Below are 20,930 nucleotides of genomic sequence, written 5' to 3'. Positions count from 1 at the left end.
ATCGTCTGCCACCCGGTCAGAACTACCCGCCGAGATCGAGGTCGCGGTGGGGCCAGAGGTGGGCAACAGGCTTCGCGAATCACTCGGGGCCGCCGGTCTCACGCTCAACACCGCATTGTCGCTTGCCTGGGCGTTGGCGCTCGGCAAGCACCTCGGGCGCACTGACGTGGTGTTCGGTGCGACGATCTCGGGGCGGCCGCCGGAGATCGCCGACATCGAAACCGCGATCGGTGCTTTTGTCGACACGATCCCGGTGCGGGTGCGCCTGGACCCGGCCGCCAGCCTGATCGACAACGCACTCACACTGCAGCGTAAGCAGATTCAGTTGATGTCGGCGCCCCATGTGGGACTCGGTGCAATCCAACGTGCGGCCGGGGTCGGAGAGCTCTTCGACACCTTGCTGGTGGTCGAGAACTTCATGATCAACTCGGCGGAGTTCGGGCAGGCGCAGCGCCGAGCCGGGTTCGAGGTCGGTGAGCCGGTGATCGAAGACGCCACCGAGTTCCCGCTGTCGCTCACCATTGTCCCGTCTTCCTCCGGGATCCGGATTCTGGCCAAATATCAGCCATCCCAGATCGCCGAATCGTCGGTTCGGTCCTTGGTCGACCGGATGTCCATGGGGCTGAACACCTTTGCCGCCGCACCCGAAACTGTCCTCGGGAGAGTCGACCTGGCCACACCGACGGAACGGAAAGCGTTGGCGGCCTCGTCGGAAATCTCCGACACCGAACCCACGTTGCCGGTGACCCGGCAGATCCGTGCGCGTGCGAGTGCAACTCCGGATGCGATCGCGCTCGTGACCGCGTCCACCGCGATCACCTATGCGGACCTGATCGCACGCGTCGACGACTTCGCACACGAGTTCTCTTCCCGTGGGATCGGCCTCGAGAGTGTGGTCGCGATCGCGGTGCCGAGGGGGATCGATGCGGTGGTGTCGATGCTCGCAGCACTCGACGTCGGTGCTGCGTACCTGCCCATTGATCTGACGTATCCGGACGAGCGCATCTCCTACATGGTTTCCGATGGGGCACCCGCGCTGGTGATCACCGACGATCCGCGGGTCCGGGCGCACGCCGATTGCCCCGCCATCGATCCTGCGTCCATCGGCGCCGGAAGCGGACGCCCGCGGTCCGGCGACCTCTTCATTCCGGAGTCGATCGCGTACGTCGTCTACACCTCGGGATCCACCGGCACACCCAAGGCCGTGCTGGGAACCGCGGGCGCGCTAGCCAACCGGATCGCGTGGGCGGCGTGGGCGTGGTCCTTGCCGACCGCCGACGTCCGACTGGCGAAGAGCTCGCTGAGCTTCATCGACGGATCCACCGAGTTGCTGGGTGCGCTGGCCGCCGGCGCGCAGGTTGTCCTCGCCGATCCCGAGACGGCCGCCGACCCACACGAACTGGGCCGGCTGATCGATGAGCATGCGATCAGCCAACTCACCGCCATCCCGGGTCTGTCCGCTGCGCTGGCGGACACCGCACCCGTGCAGTCGGTGCGCCGGTGGATTCTGAGTGGTGAACCGTTGACCGTCGACGCGGTGAATCGGATCAGCCGCGCCACTCCCGAAGCCGAGCTGATCAACTCGTATGGCTCATCCGAGGTTGCCGGTGACGTGACCACCACCGTGGTGACACCCGGAGATCGCGTTTTGGTTGGTGCCGCTGTGCCGGGCACCGGGATCTGTGTGCTCGACATGTTCTTGCAGCCGGCCGCACCGGGGGCGGTCGGTGACGTCTACGTGCGGGGTGCGCAGCTGGCGCGTGGGTACCGGGGGAACCCGGGAGCCACCGCCCTCGCGTTTGTCGCCGACCCGAACGGGCAAGGGACCAGGCTCTACCGCACCGGCGATCTGGGCCGGGTCGATGACACCGGCAGGTTGGAACTGCTGGGCCGCAGCGACAGTCAGGTGACCATCCGGGGACATCGTGTCGAGTTGGCGGAGGTCGAGACGGTTCTGTCGGCGTTGCCGGAAGTCGTTTCGGGCGCCGTGGCGGTACGCACCGATGCACACGGCGACAATCTGCTGGTGGGCTACGTTGTGCCCGAACATGGTGGCGTGACCGGGCAGACGCTGCGCCAGGCGATGGCCCGGCACCTGCCGCGACATCTGATCCCGACCGCGTGGACTCTGGTCGCGGAACTCCCTGTGCTCCCGAACGGCAAGCGCGATCGCACGAACCTGCCGGAACCGGTTGTGACACATGAAGTCAGCGGCCGCAACGAACCTCGTACGGCCGCCGAGGCGCAACTGTGCGCCCTCTTTGCTGAGGTCCTGGGTGTGGCGCTGATCGGACCCGAGGAGAACTTCTTCGATCTCGGCGGGCACTCGTTGTCGGCCACCCGTTTGATCACCCGGGTCCGTGCCGTGCTCGGAGCATCGCCGACCGTCGCAGACATCTTCGAACATCAGACACCCGCCGAACTCGCCGAGCTCATAGAGGCCGACGCCGGTACCGCCATCGAACCGCTTGTGGCGCAGGACCGGCCGGCACAGCTGCCGTTGTCGTATGCGCAGCAACGGCTTCGGTTTCTGCACCGGATCCCCGAAACGCGGTCGGCCTACACCCTACGTTTCGCACTGCGGTTGGACGGACTCCCGGACCGCGCAGCGCTGCGGCGGGCCCTGTCCGCGGTGGTGGATCGGCACGAGGCCCTGCGGACGATCTTCCCGGAAGACCCGGAGACGGGTCAGTCGACGCAGGTGATCCTGCCGATCGGCACCGGCGTCGCATGGAACGAGAGTTCCTGCAGTGCTGCGACTCTGACGACCGTCCTGCAGTCGCTCGGTGAGCGGACCTTCGACCTCACCACCGAGCTCCCGATCCGCGGCGAGCTGATCGACATCGGGCACGGGCGGAGCGTGCTGGTCGTGCTGGTCCATCACATCGCCGCCGACGAGTGGTCGGCATCGGCGTTGATGAATGATCTGGCCCGGGCCTACCAGGGCGAATCGCTACCGGCTCTGCCGGTGCAGTACGCGGACTATGCGCTCTGGCAACGCCGTGTTCTCGGCGAACCGGAGCAGCCGACCGACCTCACCCGGCGGCAGCTCGACTATTGGCGAGGTCAGCTCGCGGGTATACCCCTCGAATTGCCGTTGCCCTACGACCGTCAGCGGCCGACCGAGGCGTCATACCGCGGTGCCACCGTCGAGTTCGGTGTCAGTGCAGCAGAACTGGCATCGCTGCGCCAGGTCGCGCGCACCACCGGGTCGTCGATGTTCATGGTGGTGCACGCGGCGACGGTGATCGCGCTGTCGGCGTCCGGTGCCGGCACCGACATCGTGGTCGGGACGCCGGTGGCAGGCCGCACCGACACCGCGCTCGACGAACTGGTCGGGTTCTTTGTCAACACCCTGGTGTTGCGCACCGATCTCGGCGGTGATCCGACAGTGGGTGATGTGCTCGCAGCCGTGCGCACCACCGACCTCGACGCGTATGTGCACCAAGATGTCCCGTTCGAGCGGATCGTCGAAGCACTGGACCCGGAACGCTCGCTCGCTCGCCAACCGCTGTTCCAGACCCTGGTCCAATACCGCAACGCGATCGTCACGCCGAACGTCCGCGGCGCGGTCAGTGAACCCGTCTTCGCCGGCTCCCGGACCGCCAAGTTCGACCTCACCTGTGAGTTCCGGGAATCTGCCGAGGATTTCGGGCTGACCGCGACTCTGGAGTACGCAACCGACCTCTACGACTCCGCAACCGTGGCGTCGATCGCGGGACGGATTCGGGGTGTCCTCACCGCGCTTTCCACTGACCTGACCACCCGACTCTCGCAGCTGCAGCTGCTCACCGCCGACGAAGAGCAGGTGGTGCTGTCCGATGCACGGCCCGCGGGGCGGGCGGCGACCTCGCTGACGGACGTGTTCGCCGAGTCGGTGCGTAGCCATCCGACGTCGGTGGCGGTGCAGGACGCAAACGGGTCGTTGACGTACACCGAGCTCGATCAGGGGTCGCGCGCGCTCGCGGCGGCCCTGGCGGCGGCCGGAGCCGGCCGCGGGTCCTTTGTCGCCCTGATGGTCCCGCGGACAAGCGATCTGGTGGTCGCGGTGCTGGCGACCTTGCGCGCGGGTGCGGCCTACGTGCCGATCGATCCGGAGTATCCGGACGACCGCATCCGGATGATCGTCTCCGATTGCGCCCCTGCGGTGGTGGTGGTCGCAGGTGGCGTAGTTCCACCCGCCGGTCTGCCCCCGAACGCCACGGTGGTGACCCTCGAAACGGCATGTCAGGCAGTCGATTCAGATGATCCGGCGACGCCTGTCATCCTGACCGAACACGATCCTGCCTATGTGATCTACACGTCGGGGAGTACGGGCAGGCCCAAGGGCGTGGTGGTCTCCCACGGCAACGTGTGTGCCCTCCTGGACGCTACGGCCAACCGGTTCGAGTTCGGCCCGGACGACGTGTGGACGCTGTTCCACTCGTACGCGTTCGACTTCTCGGTGTGGGAAGTGTGGGGCGCTCTTGCCCACGGCGGTCGCGTTCACGTTCTCGGTCATGACGAGGTCCGGTCGCCCGGTGCGTTGCTCAAGACGATCAAGCGTGCCGGTGTCACCGTCCTGAATCAGACGCCGACCGCTTTCCGGCAGTTCGACGCGGCCGACGCCGCGACCCCCGGTTCGGTCGAATCGTTGCGGTACATCATCTTCGGCGGCGAGGCCCTCGAACTGCCCGCCCTGGCGGGATGGTTTGCGCGCCACCGCGCACCTTCAGGTGATCGTCAGGCCGGGACGGCGTTGATCAACATGTACGGCATCACCGAGACCACGGTGCACGCCAGCCTGCTCCAGATCGAGGAAGAAGACACCCGGGTGCCGTCGAGTCTGATCGGCGCGCCACTGGCCGGATTCCGGGCGCGGGTACTGGACCACCTACTCCGGCCCGTGGGGGTCGGGGTCAGCGGTGAGTTGTACCTCACGGGCCCTCAGGTCGCCGCCGGATACCTTCGGCGCGGCGGTCTGAGCAGCGTTCGGTTTGTCGCCGACCCCTGGAGTGATGCCGGCGAGCGGATGTATCGCACCGGCGATGTCGTCCGGTGGACCGGTCGAGGAGTTCTCGACTACGTCGGTCGCGCCGACCAGCAGGTCAAGATCCGTGGATTCCGCATCGAACCCGGCGAGATCGGCGCGGCGATCCGCGACGTCGCCGGCGTCCGGGACGCAGTTGTGATCGACCGTGAGGGTCCTTCGGGTGCAACCATTTTGGTTGGCTATGTGGTCGCTGCGGAAGGCTCCGTTTCGGCGAATGCGTCATCGGCGGAGGGCCAGGCACTGCGGGATCGCATACTCGCTGCACTGAGCCGTCGGCTTCCCGACCACATGGTCCCGACGTCGCTGGTGTTCCTGTCCGAGTTCCCGATGACACAGCACGGGAAACTCGACCGCGCGGCGTTGCCCGCACCGGACTTCGCCGCGAGTGTGAGGGCGAGGAAGCCCGCGACGGACAACGAGCGGATCCTGTGTGAGGTGTTCGCCGAGACCCTTGGTCTTGAACAGGTTTCGGTCGACGACGACTTCTTTGCATTCGGCGGCGACAGCATCGTGTCGATCCAGTTGGTCAACCGGGCCCAACGTCGTGGTCTGACCTTGGCAACCCGGGACATCTTCACCCACCGGACCGTGGCCGCACTCGCGGCGGTCGCAACAACCGAAGATCAGAACCAGCCGGGAGCTGATGAGTCGGAGGGTCCGGTTGCGCTGCTGCCCATCATGTCCCGTCTTCGGGAGCTCGGTGGATCGAGCACGCACATCAACCAGTCGATGGTGGTGCAGGTCCCCGCAGCGGTGGACGCCGCAGCCATGTCGACGATTCTGTCGGCGCTGGTGGATCACCACGACGCTCTGCGACTGCAGCTCACCGACATCGCGGGCATCCTCTGGTCGCTCGAGATCAGGCCTCGCGGAGCGGCTCCCGCGACAGATGTTCTCGACGTCGTCTCGGTGTCCGAGGGCGCCGACCTCGCCGCCGAGGTGGCACGTTGGTCGGAAGCTGCCCGCGATCGCCTCGATCCCGAAGCCGGACGGATGCTGGCCGCAGTCCACCTCGACCGTCACAACGCCCCGGGTCGACTGATCCTGGTGTTTCATCACCTCGCCGTCGACGGGGTGTCGCGCCGCATCATCCTCGAAGACCTCGAACAGGCCTGGAGCGATCTGCAGGCCGGGCGCCCGATCGACCTGCTTCCGCCGCGAACCACCCTGTCGCAGTTCGCCGACCGGGTGTCCGCCGCTGCACTCGACTCCGGCCGGCAGCGCGAACTCGCCCATTGGCAGACCGTGCTGGCGCCGGGCGGTGAGTTGGTGGCGGGTCCGGTGTCCGGATCGGTGGGAGAGCAGCGCGTGGTGGAAGTCGAGCTCGATACCGCAACCAGCGGTGCACTTCTCACCTCGGTGCCGGCGGAGACCGGGTTCGAGGTCACCGCGGTACTGCTCGGATCGGTCCGATCGGCGCTCGGGGATTCCACGCGTGATGTGGTTGTCGATGTGGAACGGCACGGCCGCGAGGATCCCGATTCCGGACCGGCGGTGGAACTGACCCGCACGCTCGGCTGGTTCACCGCGATGGCGCCGGTTCGGTTGTCCGCGTTCACCTCCGTCGACGACGCCGTGGCGCAGACTGCGGCCGCCCTGGCGCAGGTGCCCGGATCCGGTCTGGGATACGGGATGCTGCGCTACCTCGATCCGCAGACCAGCGAGATCCTGGCTCGAACCGGTGGCGCCCAGGTGCTCTTCAATTACCTCGGCCGGATTCCGGTCGGCAAGGGTGGCGATTGGCTACCGACGCCGGAGACTGCGGCTCTGAACACTCCGCCGGATCCGGATCTTGGTGTCCCGTATGCACTGGAGATCGAACTCGTATCCCTCGACGGGCCCGATGGCCCGGTGTTGCGTGGCAGGTTCGCGTACCTCCCGAGTCTTCTCTCCGAGGAGACCGTGACGAGCCTGGCCGAGCAATGGCTCTCGGCCGGTAGACAATTGGCGGCTTCCGTCGTGAACATGGTGGAGGTGGCCCGGTGACCGACGTCAGAGAGTCCTATGACGAGGTGGAAGACGCGTCGATCGAGTCGGCTGTCGAACTTCCGGCGACGGCCGCGCAGCGTGACATCTTCCTCGGTTCGCAGACCGCGATGGACGCGACTCTGTACAACACCGGTCTCTACGGTGTGGTCACATCGGGCCAGCTCGATATCGATCGGCTCGCAACCGCCATCGGCAGGGTGGTCGCCAAGGCGCCCACCCTGCATGTGCGCTTCCGGTTGGCCCCCGATGGTGAACTCCTGCAAGTGGTCACACCGCCGCCCTCGGGTGCCCCCGAAGTGATCGATCTCCGCTCCGAGTCGGATCCGCGGGGTGCCGCGATGGCGTGGATGCGAGCTGAACTCGACCGGCCCCGCGATGTCACCAGTGAGCATCTGTTCGGAACCGCGGTCCTGCGGGTGGCCGACGAGGAGACGATCTGGTTCCTGTACGCCCACCACATCGTCTGCGATGGTGTGGGACTCATGCAGCTCGGCCTCTCGGTGCGCCGTGCCTACCCGGCGCCGGCCGACTTCGATCCGGGAGCCCGCTGGTCGGTCGAGAGCTTCGTCCGGGCCGATCGCGAGTACCGGCAGTCTGCACAGTTCGACCTCGACCGCGCGTACTGGGTTGAGCGTATGGCCGATCTGCCACCGGCACCGCGACTCCTGACGCGGTTTGTCCCACCTGCCCAGGGCACCGAACACGCTGCGGTGATCCTCGACTCCGACCGCACCAAGATCCTGCAGGACCTGGGCAAACAGCACGGGTTGTCGCTGGCACAGGTGTTGATCGCGGCATTGGGGGCGTTCACCTCCCGTAAGACCGGTCTGTCCGACATCGTTTTCGCGTTGCCGATGACAGCGCGGGGCGTGAGCGAGCTGCGATCCATTCCGGCGATGGTGTCGAGCGTTCTGCCCTTGCGGGTGGCGATCGACGGTCGGGACAGTCTGGTCGACATCGCCGCGCGCGTGGCGGATCGGCTCGGGGACATGATGAAGCACGGCCGGTTCCGTGGTGAGGACCTCGGACGGGAACTGCGGGGTCGTGATTCCGGCTATCGCATGTTCGGTGCCGGAGTCAACGTCCTGACCGCCTCGTCGAACGCCACCGTGGGTGGATTGCCGGCGCAGTTCATCCCGCTGGCTTCCGGACCGGTGGGGGACATCGAGTTCCTCGCGGTGATCCAGAGGAGCGCCGAACCGATACGCATCGCATTGCGCGGCGTTGCCGAGGCGAAGGACGACGTCGTCGGGGTCGCGGGCGAGCTGGAAGCGTTCTTCGACAATCTCTTTGTCGACCCGACCGCCCGATTGCAGACGCTGGGTTCGAACGGCGCCGCGGTGCCGGACGGCGATTCGCAAGCCCTGCCGTTGCTTCCGGCACTGCACCGGGCGCGGCAGCAGCCCGACTCGGTCGCCGCGCGAAGGACCCGGATGGTCGATCTGCCCGCCGGGTCCACCGCCGAACACGTCCACGACGCGGCGCGGGCTCTGGTGGGCGCTCACCAGATCCTGCGCACACGACTGTCCGAACCCGCTGCCGGATTGTGGTCGCTGGAACCGGTCGACCCCGAGCCCGCCGATTCGCCGGACGAGATCGATACCCGTGCCGGCCGGATCCTGGGTGTCCGGTGGCACCCCGAGCGACCGGGTGCGCAATTGACGGTTGCCGCATTGTTCGTCGACGAGGCGTCCCTGTCGGTACTGGCGGCAGAACTGACCCAGGCCGTGCTCGACGCACTGGCCGGGCGAGCGATCCGGATCGATCCGCCGGCTACGCACATCGGTACTGTGGCACAGGAACTCTCGGCCCGATCCAGGTCACCTCGACTACTCGCGGAATTGCCCCATTGGATGGGAATCCTGGCGCCCGGTGGACGCCTGGCAGCCGGAACAGCCGAACGGCCGACGCCCGATACCACGGTGCCCATCGGGTACAACTCCGAAATGCCTGTCGCGGCACCGGATGACCTGGCGGCAGAAGAGCTGACTGCGGTGCTGTCCGCTGCCGCCGCGCTGACGATTCATCGCTGGGATGCCGTGCGCGGTATCGCCAGGACCGAGATCACCTTCGAGGTCGGTCAGGACACCCAACATCAGGCGCCCTTCGGTCTGGATCTGTCGGGGACCGTCGGCCCGCTGCGATCGGTGGCCCCGATCCGGCTGCCGCTGGCCACCGAGGCCGAGCAGGATCCGGTGCAGCTCATCGAGATTGCCCGCCGGTTCTGGACCGGTGCCGCGGGTGGGCGTTACGAAGTTCTGCGCCACCTGCAACCGCAGGCGGGCGCTGCGTTGGCGGCGCTGCCACCGGTGGATCTTCGGGTCGAGAGGCTCGACGTCGACGAACCGATGCCGGCCTCGACGGCGATCCGTCTGACAGTGCGGCGCAGCACTGCTGGCTGGACGGCACGCGTAGAAGGAAAGTATTGCGCGGCAGGTGATCTCGAGTTCGAACAGCTCTCCGAGATCTGGGCGCAAACCCTGACCGCGCTGTTGCCGACGGCGGCGGCGCGCACCTCGCGGTATCTGGTCCGGGTGACGCCGGAGCAGGACGAGGCCCTCATCGCGCTGGGCGGAGAGCACATCTCCGACGTGTGGCCACTCTCGCCGCTGCAGGAAGGTCTGTTCTATCAGGCGCAGGTCGAGCGCGACAATGACATCTACACGGCACAGTTCTGGCTCGACGTCGATCATCGCCTCGATGCCGACCGCCTGCGGGTTGCCGCCACCGAACTGATGAAGCGAAACCCTGCGATCCGGGCGGGATTCACGGTCGACGGATTTGATACGCCGGTCCAGTTTGTCGTCGACGATCTCGAACCCGCACTCACCGAGGTCGACCTGTCCGGGTATCCGGAGTCCGACAGGCAGGAGATGCTCGAGGCCGAACTGGTTCGCGACCGGCGCACACCGTTCCGGCTCGATGCGCCTCCGCTGTGGCGGATGACGCTCATCCATCTGGATCCGGGCCATGACCGCCTGGTGATCAACCGGCAGTTCATGTTGTGGGACGGCTGGTCGGGTGGCCCCTTCGTCTCGCAGCTGCTGGCGCTCTATGCCACCACGGATTTCGGTTCGGTGGACGCGCCCGCGGCCACGTTCGGTGATTACCTCGCCTGGCTGGGAACTCAGGACCAGCAGGTCGCGCAGGATGCGTGGGCGCAGATCCTCGCCGGCGTCGAAGAACCATCGCTGCTCGCACCCCGTGCCCCGGGGATGGCGACCGCGGTACCGGTGCGGATCGAACGCACGCTCGGCAGCGACTTGTCGACGGACCTGCGTGGTGCTGCTCGCCGCGCGGGTGTCACGCTCAACGCCGCACTCAATGCGGCGCTGGCGCTGGTGCTCTCGCGTCACCTCGGTCGCGCCGATGTGATCTTCGGATCCACCGTGTCGGGTCGCCCGACAGAGGTTCCGGGACTGGATTCGGTGATCGGGTTGTTCCTCAACACCGTTCCGGTCCGGGTGGGACTGCGGCCGGGGGAGACCCTGACCGAACTCACCCGACGCGTGCAGACCGATCGGGTCGATTCGATGGCCTACGACCACCTCGGTCTGGCCGGTATCCAGCGCGCTGCCGGTGTCTCCACGCTGTTCGACGTTCTGTACGTACTGCAGAACTTCCGCACCGAGGCCGAAGAGGCTGAGCAGTCCAGGCGCCATGGACTGCTCGGCGAAGGCAGCCTGGACCACACGCACTACCCGGTCACCATCGTGGTGACACCGAGCGACGACATCCGGTTCCGGATCGAATACCGCGCCGACCTGATCGGCGACAACCTCGCCGCGACCCTGGCCGACGAGTTCCGTTCCGCTCTGGTGACATTCGTTGATGCCCCGGACACCGTGGCCGCCGCAGCGCTGCCGATCGCACTTCCGGCGGCACCCGCGGAATCGCTCGACGACGTGCCCGACGTGACGATCTCCGAGATGCTCGCCGAGCGAGCGGCCCTGATCCCGACGGACACCGCCCTGGTGTTCGGCGGCGAACGGGTCACCTACGCCGAGCTCGACGCGCGGATCAACCGGTTGGCCCGGCTGCTGCTCGGGGAGGGTGCGGGGCCGGAGTCCATCGTTGCCATCGCGCTTCCCCGCAGCATCGACACCGTGGTGGCACTGTTCGCTGTACTCCGTTGCGGCGCAGCCTATCTACCCCTGGAGCTCGACCATCCCGATGACCGGCTCGAGGCCATCCTCGGACAGGGTGGGCCGATGGCGGTCCTGACCGTAGGGGCCACCGCGTCCCGGCTCGGCTCCGGCCGGAATCTGCTGGTACTCGACGACACCGAGACCTTCCAGAAGATGGCCGATCTACCTGAATCATCCTTGACCGCAGCAGAACTCGGAATCTTTGCCCCCGGGACGCCGGGGCGCCTGCGGCATCCGGCCTATGTCATCTTCACCTCGGGTTCCACCGGTCTGCCCAAGGGTGTGCTGACCCCGTATCTCGGGCTGACGAACATGCAGCTCAACCACCGCAGCGCGATCTTCGATCCGACCGTCCGCGCCGTCGCCGAATCGCGTGGGTCCGCTCGGCTCCGGATCGCGCACACGGTGTCGTTTGCTTTCGACATGTCGTGGGAAGAGTTGTTGTGGCTTGTCGAGGGCCATGAGGTGCATGTCTGCGACGAGGAACTCAGGCGCGATGCCGCCGGGCTCGTCGACTATTGCCGACAGCACCTCATCGACGTTGTCAACGTGACCCCGACCTACGCCCATCACCTGTTCGAGGCCGGACTACTGGCAGGTCCGCAGGACATCATGTCCCCGTACCCCGGGCATCGACCGCCGCTGGTCCTCCTCGGTGGAGAAGCGGTCCCCGAGAACATCTGGCAGCAGCTACGCGACACCCCGGATATGCTGGGTTACAACTTGTACGGACCCACCGAGTACACGATCAACACCCTCGGTGCGGGTACCGACGAAAGCGACAAACCCACCGTTGGACATCCGATCAGCCGGACCGAGGGCCACCTCCTCGATCCGTGGCTCCGTCCGGTGCCGGGCGGTGTGGTCGGTGAGTTGTACGTCACCGGAGCAGGTCTCGCGCGCGGCTACCTGAACCGGGCCTCGCTGACCGCGGAACGGTTTGTCGCCGATCCGTTCGCGGAGCCGGGGCAGCGGATGTACCGCACCGGCGACCTGATGCGGTCGCGGGCCGACGGGAATCTGGAGTTCCTCGGACGCACTGACGATCAGGTCAAGATCCGCGGCTACCGCGTGGAAACCGGAGAGGTCGAGGCGGTCCTCGACGCCCATCCCGACATCGTCCGCGCAGCGGTGATCGCGGTAGCGGATCCATCACTGCCCGGGACCAAACGGCTGGTTGCCTATGTGGTTCCCGCTACCGGATTCGACGGGGACCTGGCCGGGTTGCGCGAGTACCTCGGCGGCCTGTTGCCCGATTACATGGTGCCGCCGTTGTTCTCGGCCGTGGACTGTCTGCCGATGACCGTCAACGGCAAGCTGGACATCGCGGCGCTGCCCGCGCCGGAACTGGCCATCGGTGGCGCCCGGCGGGCACCGCGTACCGACACCGAACGCGCACTGTGCGAGGCGTTCGCGTCGATCCTCGATGTCGACGAGGTGGGCATCGACGATGACTTCTTCTCGCTCGGCGGGCATTCGATGTCCGCGATGCAGCTGGTGGGCAAGATCGAGATCGGCGGCCGCAAGCCGGCGATCCGTGATCTGTTCGAGGCCCGGACCCCGGCTGCCCTCGCGGCTCGTCTGGAAGGTGCCGACACCCAGGTGCAGCCGGAGACCGTGTCACTGGTCACCGTGGCGAACACGCCCCGGCCCGCGCTGGTTCCGCTGTCTCCCGCCCAGGAACGGCTGTGGCTGCTGCACGGACTCGACAGCGAGGACCTCTCATATCACTACGCGCACGTCGCGCGCGTCGACGGAGTGGTCGACGAAAATGCCTTGCGCACAGCACTTCTGGATGTGTTGGAGCGGCACGAGGCGTTGCGCACGGTGGTCCGTATCGTCGACGGACAACCCACCCAACATGTTCAGAACGCTGCTGATGCACTGGCTCTCGATGTTCTCGACATGCGCGGCTTCGATGACACCGCGATTCGTGACGGCGTCGCCGAACACCTGACGCGACGATTCGACCTGGAACTGGGCCCGGTTCTGCGGCCCGCGCTGGTCCGCGTCGGCGACACCGGCGAGCACTCGGTGATCGCGCTGGCGCTGCACCACATGGTCACCGACGAGTGGTCGGACCGGCCGTTCCTGACGGATCTGACCATCGCCTACCTGGCGCGACTGTCCGGAACCGCACCCGAGTTCGCGGACCTTCCCGCCCAATACGCGGACTACACCCTCTGGCAACTCGAACGGCTCGGGTCGCCGTCGGATCCCGAATCGAGGTCGGCCCGCCAACTGAACTACTGGAAGAAGACTTTGGCCGGCCTGCCTGATGAGATCGAGCTGCCGCGCGATCGTCGGCGGCCCGGGGTTCCGACCGGTGCTGGCGACACGATCACCGTCGAGGTCGGCCAGGAGGTCCGCGATGCGCTCCTGGCGGTGGGCCGCACGGTCAATGCCAGCATGTTCATGGTCACCCAGGCCGCGGTCGCCGCGCTGCTGAGCCGCCTCGGCGCCGGGACCGATCTGGCATTCGGCTCTCCGATCTCGGGTCGGGGCGATCCGGCGCTGGCCGATCTGGTGGGCTTCTTCGTCTCGACACAGATCTTGCGGATGGATGCATCGGGCAACCCGACGTTCACCGATCTGCTGGAGCGGGCACGTGAGGTCGACCTGGCCGCGTTCGAGAATCAGGATCTGCCCTTCCAACAGATCGTGGAGGCGCTGGGCCCGTCGCGTGTCGCCGGACGCAATCCGCTCTTCCAGGTGATGATCAGTTACCTGCAGATCGGTGGCGCGAATCCGGATTTCCTGGGACTGCCAACCGAATTCGAGAACCTGCAGGCAAAGCACGCGAAGTTCGACCTCGCGTTCACGTTTGTCGACACCGCTACGTCGATGACCATCGGCGTGGAGTACTCGACCGAACAGTTCGACCGCAGCACCGCAGAGGGGTTCGCGCGCCGACTGGTCAGTGTCTTCGAGCAGGTCGCAACGCGTCCGGGCGTCAGGATCGGCGACCTGACCGTGATCGACACCGCCGACGCCGAAGTACTCTCCGAACTCCGCGGTGAGAAGGCGCTGGAGATGCTGCCGGCGACGCTGGCCGACTTGCTGACCGCACGAGAGCCGCAGCCACTGCCCGCCCTGCTGACCCCAGGTGACAGGTCGATGTCGCACAGCGACTTCCGCGCCGCCGTCGCACGTCTGGCCCGGCACCTCATCAGCGTTGGCGTCGGACCGGAGTCGGTTGTTGCCGTGGCGATTCCGCGCTCGGAGGAGCTTCTGACCGCCATCCACGCGGTCGTCATGGCCGGCGGGGCGTACCTACCGCTCGACGTGGACCATCCGGCAGACCGGCTGCAGTACATGGTCTCTGCCACGAAGCCGACTGCCGCGATCACGGTTTCTGCGTGGGTCGGCAACATTCCGGATGGCCTGCCCGTCATCGTGCTCGACGACTCGGCCATGGGCGAACAGGTCGCCGACCTGTCGGCAGATCCGATCGCCGACGCGGAGCGCACAGGCAGGTTGCTGCCGGACCATCCCGCGTATGTCCTGTTCACCTCGGGATCAACCGGCCGGCCGAAGGCCGTTGTGGTCTCGCACCGCGCAATCGTCAACCGACTGGTGTGGATGCAGAGCGTCTACCAGGTCGGCCCCGACGATCGGGTACTACACAAGACCCCGATCACCTTCGATGTCTCGGTCTGGGAGCTGTTCTGGCCGTTGGCATATGGTTCGACCCTCGTGGTCGCCGAGCCGGACGGACATCGCGACCCCGCGTATCTGGTGAAAACCATCGACCAGCACCGGATCCGGTATGTGCACTTCGTTCCGTCGATGCTCGAGGTCTTCCTGATGTCGCCGGCATTGTCGGGGTCCTCGGCACTGGCGGGGCCACCGAATCTGGCGGGGCGCGGTCTCGAGGCGATCATCGCCAGCGGGGAAGCGTTGCGGGCGGACGTGGCGCAGACGTTGCGCACGAAACTGCCGGGCGTGCGGTTGGACAACCTCTACGGTCCCACCGAGGCGGCTGTGGATGTCACCGCGGCAATCGGGGTGGGCGACGGGACGTTCGAAGACCCCGACGCGGTGAGTTCCGCACTGTCACTGGGCGGCCCGGTCTGGGGCACCGACCTCTATGTCCTCGACGAGTTCCTTGCGCAGGTACCCGAGGGCGTGATCGGTGAGCTGTTCCTCGGCGGCGACCAGTTGGCGCGCGGCTACCACGCGGACCCGCGTCGCACGGCCGAACGTTTTGTGGCGCATCCGTTTGCCGCCGGAGCGCGTCTCTATCGCACCGGTGATCTGGTGTGTGTGCGCCGGGACGGAAACGGCCGGATCGGGCTCGACTACCGGGGCCGGTCCGATCAGCAGATCAAACTCCGGGGCTTGCGTATCGAACTCGGCGAGATCGAGACCGCGATCGGTGAATGCAGGGGAGTGACAGTCGCGGCGGCGACGGTTCATACCGATGAACTGGTGGCCTACTACGTCCTCGACCCGACTGCGACGGATCCTCCGGGAGCCGAGACGATTCTCGGTGCCATCGCCTCCAGCCTGCCGGACTACATGATTCCCGTGCAGCTGATCGAACTCGATGCGCTACCACTGAGTCCCAGCGGCAAACTCGATCGGCGAGCCCTGCCGGCCCCGGCCGGCGCCCAGCGCACGTCACGAGCGCCCGAAGGAGAACTCGAGACGGTACTCGGAGAGGCCTTCGCCGAAGTCCTCGGATGGGATGCGGCGCAAGGCCCGGTGGGTGCAGACGACGACTTCTTTGCACTCGGCGGACACTCACTGCTCGCGATCCGGGTCTCCAACGTGCTCGGTGAACGACTGGGTATGTCGGTGGGGATGCGAGACCTCTTCGAGAATCCCACGGTCGCCCGGTTGGCTGTTCACCTGGAGACCAGCCGGACGACGAGTCCGCGCCCGCAGCTGCTGCGGCGGGAGCGTCCCGACCGGTTGCCGCTGTCGTCCGGTCAGGCTCAGATGTGGACGATGTACGCCGTCGGCGGAGCCGACCCCACCTACAACGTCCCGCTGTTCTGGAGCCACCCCGAACCGATCGACGACGTGGTGCTGGCGCAGGCCCTCGCCGACGTTGTCGACCGGCATGAAGTCCTGCGGACCGTCTATCCCGAGGTCGACGGAGAGCCGGTCCAGCTCATCAAACCGGCCGGATCGGTCACGGTACCGGTCACTTCGGTCGAGGTCGCCGGCACCGAGGTCGTCGCCACCGTGATGTCGGCGGTGTCCTACGCGTTCGAACTCGATCGCGAGGTGCCGATCCGCGCGACCGTTCTCAAGAGTGACGCCGGAACGGATGGGGTGCTGCTCCTGCTGCACCACATCGCCACCGACGAGTGGTCGGCGGCGCCGCTGCAACGTGATCTGACCGAGGCGTACCGCGCCCGGGCGGTCGGTCGGTGGCCGGACTGGACTCCACTTCCGTTGCAATACGTCGATTACGTTCTGTGGCAACAAGATCTGCTCGGCGATCCGACGGATCCCACGTCCCGGGGCGCCCAGTCCCTCGACTATTGGCGGTCGCGGCTGGCCGGGGTGCCCGAAGAGTTGGCGTTGCCCTACGACCATCCACGACCGGACCGGATGAGCAACCGCGGCGGTACCGTCTACCGGCGGATCGACCCCGAGATCACGCAGCCTCTCCGAGAACTCGGAGCTCAGGCAGGCGCCAGCATGTTCATGGTCATGCAGGCTGCTGTCGCAACGATGTTGCACCGCATGGGTGCCGGCACCGACATCGCGATCGGATCGCCGATCTCCGGCCGCAGCGACTCGCGACTCGACGACATGGTCGGCTACTTCCTCAACACGGTGGTCCTGCGTACCGACCTGTCCGGGCAACCGACCTTCACGGAGTTGTTGGGGCGGGTCCGGGCAACCGATCTGGCCGCCTTCGACCACCGCGATGTTCCGTTTGAACACGTGGTCGAAGCGGTGGCGCCGAACCGGTCGCCGGCGATCCATCCGCTGTTCCAGGTGATGATCGTCTACGTGACCGGCGCGCTGGCGGATACGTCGTCGCTCGGTGCCGGTGCACCGGAACAGCTTTCCGGCAACGGAACGGCGAAGTTCGAGTTGTCCTTCGATTTCACCGAGGACCAGGCAACCGGAGTGGTCGGCTGTGCGTTGCAGTACAGCAGCGATCTCTTCGAGCGGTCCACAGTCGAGGCCCTCGCCGAGCGGCTGATCGCGGTGTTGCGCACGGTCGTCGGACGCGCGGACATTCCGTTGCGCGAGATCGACGTGCGCTCGGCCGTCGAGGCAGACAACGTCTCGGCGTGGTCGAACGGACCGCTGGTGGACATGCCGAGCGGAACGATCGACGACCTGCTGGTCGCCGCTGCAGGGCAGCACGCCGACGCCGAGGCGGTCACCTTCGGGGACCGATCCATGAGCTACGCGCAGTTCGACGCGCACACCAACGCGTTGACCCGGTTGATGCTGCGCCGCGGTGTCCGTCCCGGCGACCGGGTTGCGGTGGCCCTGCCACGCAGTCTGGAACTACCCGCGGTGCTGACCGCGATCATGAGAACCGGTGCCGCCTACGTGCCGATCGATTCGGACTATCCACTTGATCGCATCGAGTACATCCGTGAAAACAGTTCGGTGGCATTGACCATCGCCGATTCGACGACGGTGTCGGCGCTCGGCGATGCCACGGGCGTGATGATGCTCGACGATGCGCAACTGCTCGCCGAATTGGCGGACCTGTCGAGCGAGCCGGTCACGGACGGCGAGCGGGGCCGGGCGATCCGGCTCGGCGACGCCGCCTACACGATCTACACCTCGGGTTCCACCGGTCGTCCGAAGGGCGTCGTGATCGACCACCGCGGTCTGGTCAACTTCCTCATCTGGAAGCAACAGACCACCGGAATCGATGCGACGGACCGGATTTTGCAGAAGACGCCGTTCTCGTTCGACGCCTCGGTGTGGGAGTTCTTCGTCCCGTTGATGATCGGCGGAACGGTTGTGATGGCGCAGCCGGGTGGGCATCGTGACCCGGAGTATCTGTTCGCGGAGATCGAGCGCGCGCGGCTGACCACAGTCGAATTCGTGCCGTCGATGCTCAATGCTCTTTTGCAGCATAACTTTCCGGCCGAGTCCACCGCGACGGTGCGACGCGTGTTCTGTGGTGGTGAGGCACTCTCGGCCGCGACCGCCGCGGAGGCGTTGTCGCGTTTCGATGCCGACCTGTACAACCTGTACGGGCCAACAGAGACCACGGTGGGCATCACCGGCGAACTGGTGACAGAGGAGATCGTTGCCGGCGCCCAGGGATCGGGTGCGGGGCTCTCGATCGGGCGCCCGGCGTTCAACTCGGCGGCGCGGGTGCTGGACGGATCTTTGCGGCCGGTCGCGGTGGGAGTGGTGGGCGAACTGTATCTCGGTGGCCGGCAGGTGGCGCTCGGATACCACGGACAGCCGGGCCTGACCGCCACCCGTTTTGTCGCTGATCCGTTCGGCGCGATAGGCGAACGGCTCTATCGCACAGGCGACCTCGTCCGCTGGACCGACGGTGGTTCGATCCAGTACCTGGGCCGGATCGATGATCAGGTGAAGATCCGCGGATTCCGGGTCGAGACCGAGGAGATCCGGTTCGTGCTGGAGTCGCACCCGTCGGTGCGATCGGCTGCCGTTGTCGTCCGGCAACGGGGTTTGTTGGGTGAGCCCTACCTGGCGGCGTATGTCACCCGCACCGGTTCCGACGCGGACGGAGACGACGGTCTGATCGCCCGATTGCGGGAGTTCTCGGCGCAGCGTCTTCCGGACTACATGGTGCCCAGTGCATTTGCCGAACTCGAGGAGCTTCCGGTCACCGTCAACGGCAAGTTCGACGCCGGGGCGCTGCCGGAGCCGGTCCCGTTCTCGGCCATCGATCATCGCGAACCCGGGACCGCCACCGAGATCCTGGTTGCCGCAGCCCTCCGCGAAGTCCTGGAGATCCCGGACGACGTGGCCATCTCGTCGAACGATGACTTCTTCGGGCTCGGTGGTCAATCATTGTCGGCGACAAGGCTTGTGTCGGCATTGCGAGACCGGACCGGTGAACCGCTCGCATTGCGGGTGATCTTCGATCGGCGCACCGTCGCCGGGATCGCCGACGCGATCGACAACGCCGACCACGAGGCACCGGCGGCCGATCCGATCGCGGTGGAACTGGCGCCGTCGACCACCGGCCGGTACATCTTCTGCGTGCACGCCAGTTCCGGTGTCGGGACCATGTATTCGTCGTTGCTGCCGCACCTGGCGGACGGCACCGGGTTGATCGCGCTCCAGGATCCCTCGCACGGCGGTTCGTCCCTCGACTTCGACCGCTTCGACGATCTGATCACGACATACACCGACGTGGTCCGTACCCATCAGCCCGAGGGCCCCTACGAGCTCGTCGGCTGGTCGTACGGCGGGCACATCACCTTCGGCATCGCGCGCGAGTTGGAACGTGCCGGTGAGGAGGTCAGTGGGCTCACGATCCTCGACACCCCGCCCATCACCGCCGATTCGCTGGACATCGATCCGGAACCTGCCGAACGCGAACGCGAGGCGATCCGGATGTTCGCGCACTTCGCGTCGTTGCCGTCATCCGATGTCGATGCGGTGTCCGCATTGTCGTGGGATGACGCCCGAGTCGAGATCGCGCAGCGGAATGCCCGTTCGGGCGGACCGATGGCCGACTTCGGTCTTGATGAGTCGCAGGCCTTCATGGTGTCGTACGCCCGCTGCCTGAAGCTGATGAAGCAGGAACCCACACGTGGCGAGCTCGCCGTACCCATCGACCTGGTTCTCGGCTACCTGCACTTCGGTACCGAGGACCAGACCGCTGCCCTGTGGCGAGAGCACTGCCGCAGTGATGTCCGGGTGGTGACGGTACCGGCGATGCACGAGCACCTACTCACTCCGGACGTGGTGAGCCAGTGGTTCCCAGGCGAAGGGTTCCCAGGCGAAGGGATTCCGAGATGAAAGGCGTTCCGAGATGAAAGAACCTGAGATCGCTGTTCCGGGTGTCAGTGGCACAACCGTCGTGATCACCGGTGCCGCCGGCGGAATCGGATCGGCGACGGCTCGTGCGTTCGCGCGGGCCGGCGCGCACGTGGTACTGACCGATCTGGATCCGCAGTCGACGGATCCGCCCCGGGATTTCGCGAATACGTTCATCCCGGCCGACGTCACCGATCCGGACGCCGTTTCGGACGTCTTCGAGCAGGCGCAGCGGATCCACGGTCGCGTGGATGCCGTGGTTCATGCAGCCGGCGTCTTGGCGACCGGCCCGGTGTCGGAGCTGACCGATTCCGACTGGGCCCGGGTGCTGACCGTCAATGCGACCGGAACGATGGTTGTGACCAGGGCGGCGGCGCGCGTCCTGCGGGGACCCGCATCGATCACGGTGGTCTCGTCCAACGCCGGGGCAACACCTCGGGCGGGGATGGCGGCGTACGCGGCATCCAAGGCCGCGGCGACGGCGTTCGTCCGGTCACTCGGACTGGAGTTGGCGCCGCTCGGGATCCGCTGCAACGTGATCTCGCCGGGTTCGACCGACACCACGATGCTTCGTGGGATGTGGGATGACGGGAATGGGACGGCTGCGACGATCGCCGGGGCACCGGAGAGTTTTCGCCTCGGAATTCCGCTCGGCAGGCTCGCGGCCGCCGACGATGTCGCAGGGTGCGCTGTGTTTCTCGCGTCGACTGCCGCGCAGCACATCACCTTGCACGACCTGCGCGTCGATGGGGGAGCGACACTTGACCAATAACCGATCAGGGTTCCAGATATGAAAATTAGTT

At 66.6% G+C, this 20,930-nt stretch carries 3 protein-coding genes; all 3 read left to right on the top strand.

Annotated elements, in window-relative coordinates:
* The first annotated feature begins 34 nt into the window (after positions 1-34).
* From VIQ49_RS20125 to VIQ49_RS20115, 3 genes are read left to right on the top strand one after another with little or no spacing between them, the layout of a single operon-like run.
* Positions 35-7,018, top strand: coding sequence for an amino acid adenylation domain-containing protein (locus VIQ49_RS20125; protein ID WP_331887932.1), 6,984 nt, complete (start codon positions 35-37; stop codon positions 7,016-7,018).
* Complete coding sequence (locus VIQ49_RS20120; RefSeq protein ID WP_331887919.1) at positions 7,015-20,109, top strand: amino acid adenylation domain-containing protein; 13,095 nt, start codon at positions 7,015-7,017, stop codon at positions 20,107-20,109. Before VIQ49_RS20125 ends, VIQ49_RS20120 begins: the two co-directional genes overlap by 4 nt.
* A gap of 13 nt (positions 20,110-20,122) precedes the next feature.
* Positions 20,123-20,899: an SDR family oxidoreductase gene (locus tag VIQ49_RS20115; RefSeq protein WP_331887917.1), complete on the top strand. Its 777-nt coding sequence runs from the start codon at positions 20,123-20,125 to the stop codon at positions 20,897-20,899.
* The last annotated feature ends 31 nt before the right edge of the window (positions 20,900-20,930 follow it).

The organism is Williamsia sp., assembly GCF_036566845.1.
In the GTDB taxonomy this organism is placed as follows: domain Bacteria; phylum Actinomycetota; class Actinomycetes; order Mycobacteriales; family Mycobacteriaceae; genus Williamsia.
Note: the sequence above shows the minus strand (reverse complement) of the source record. Positions and strands in the feature narration are given on the sequence as shown.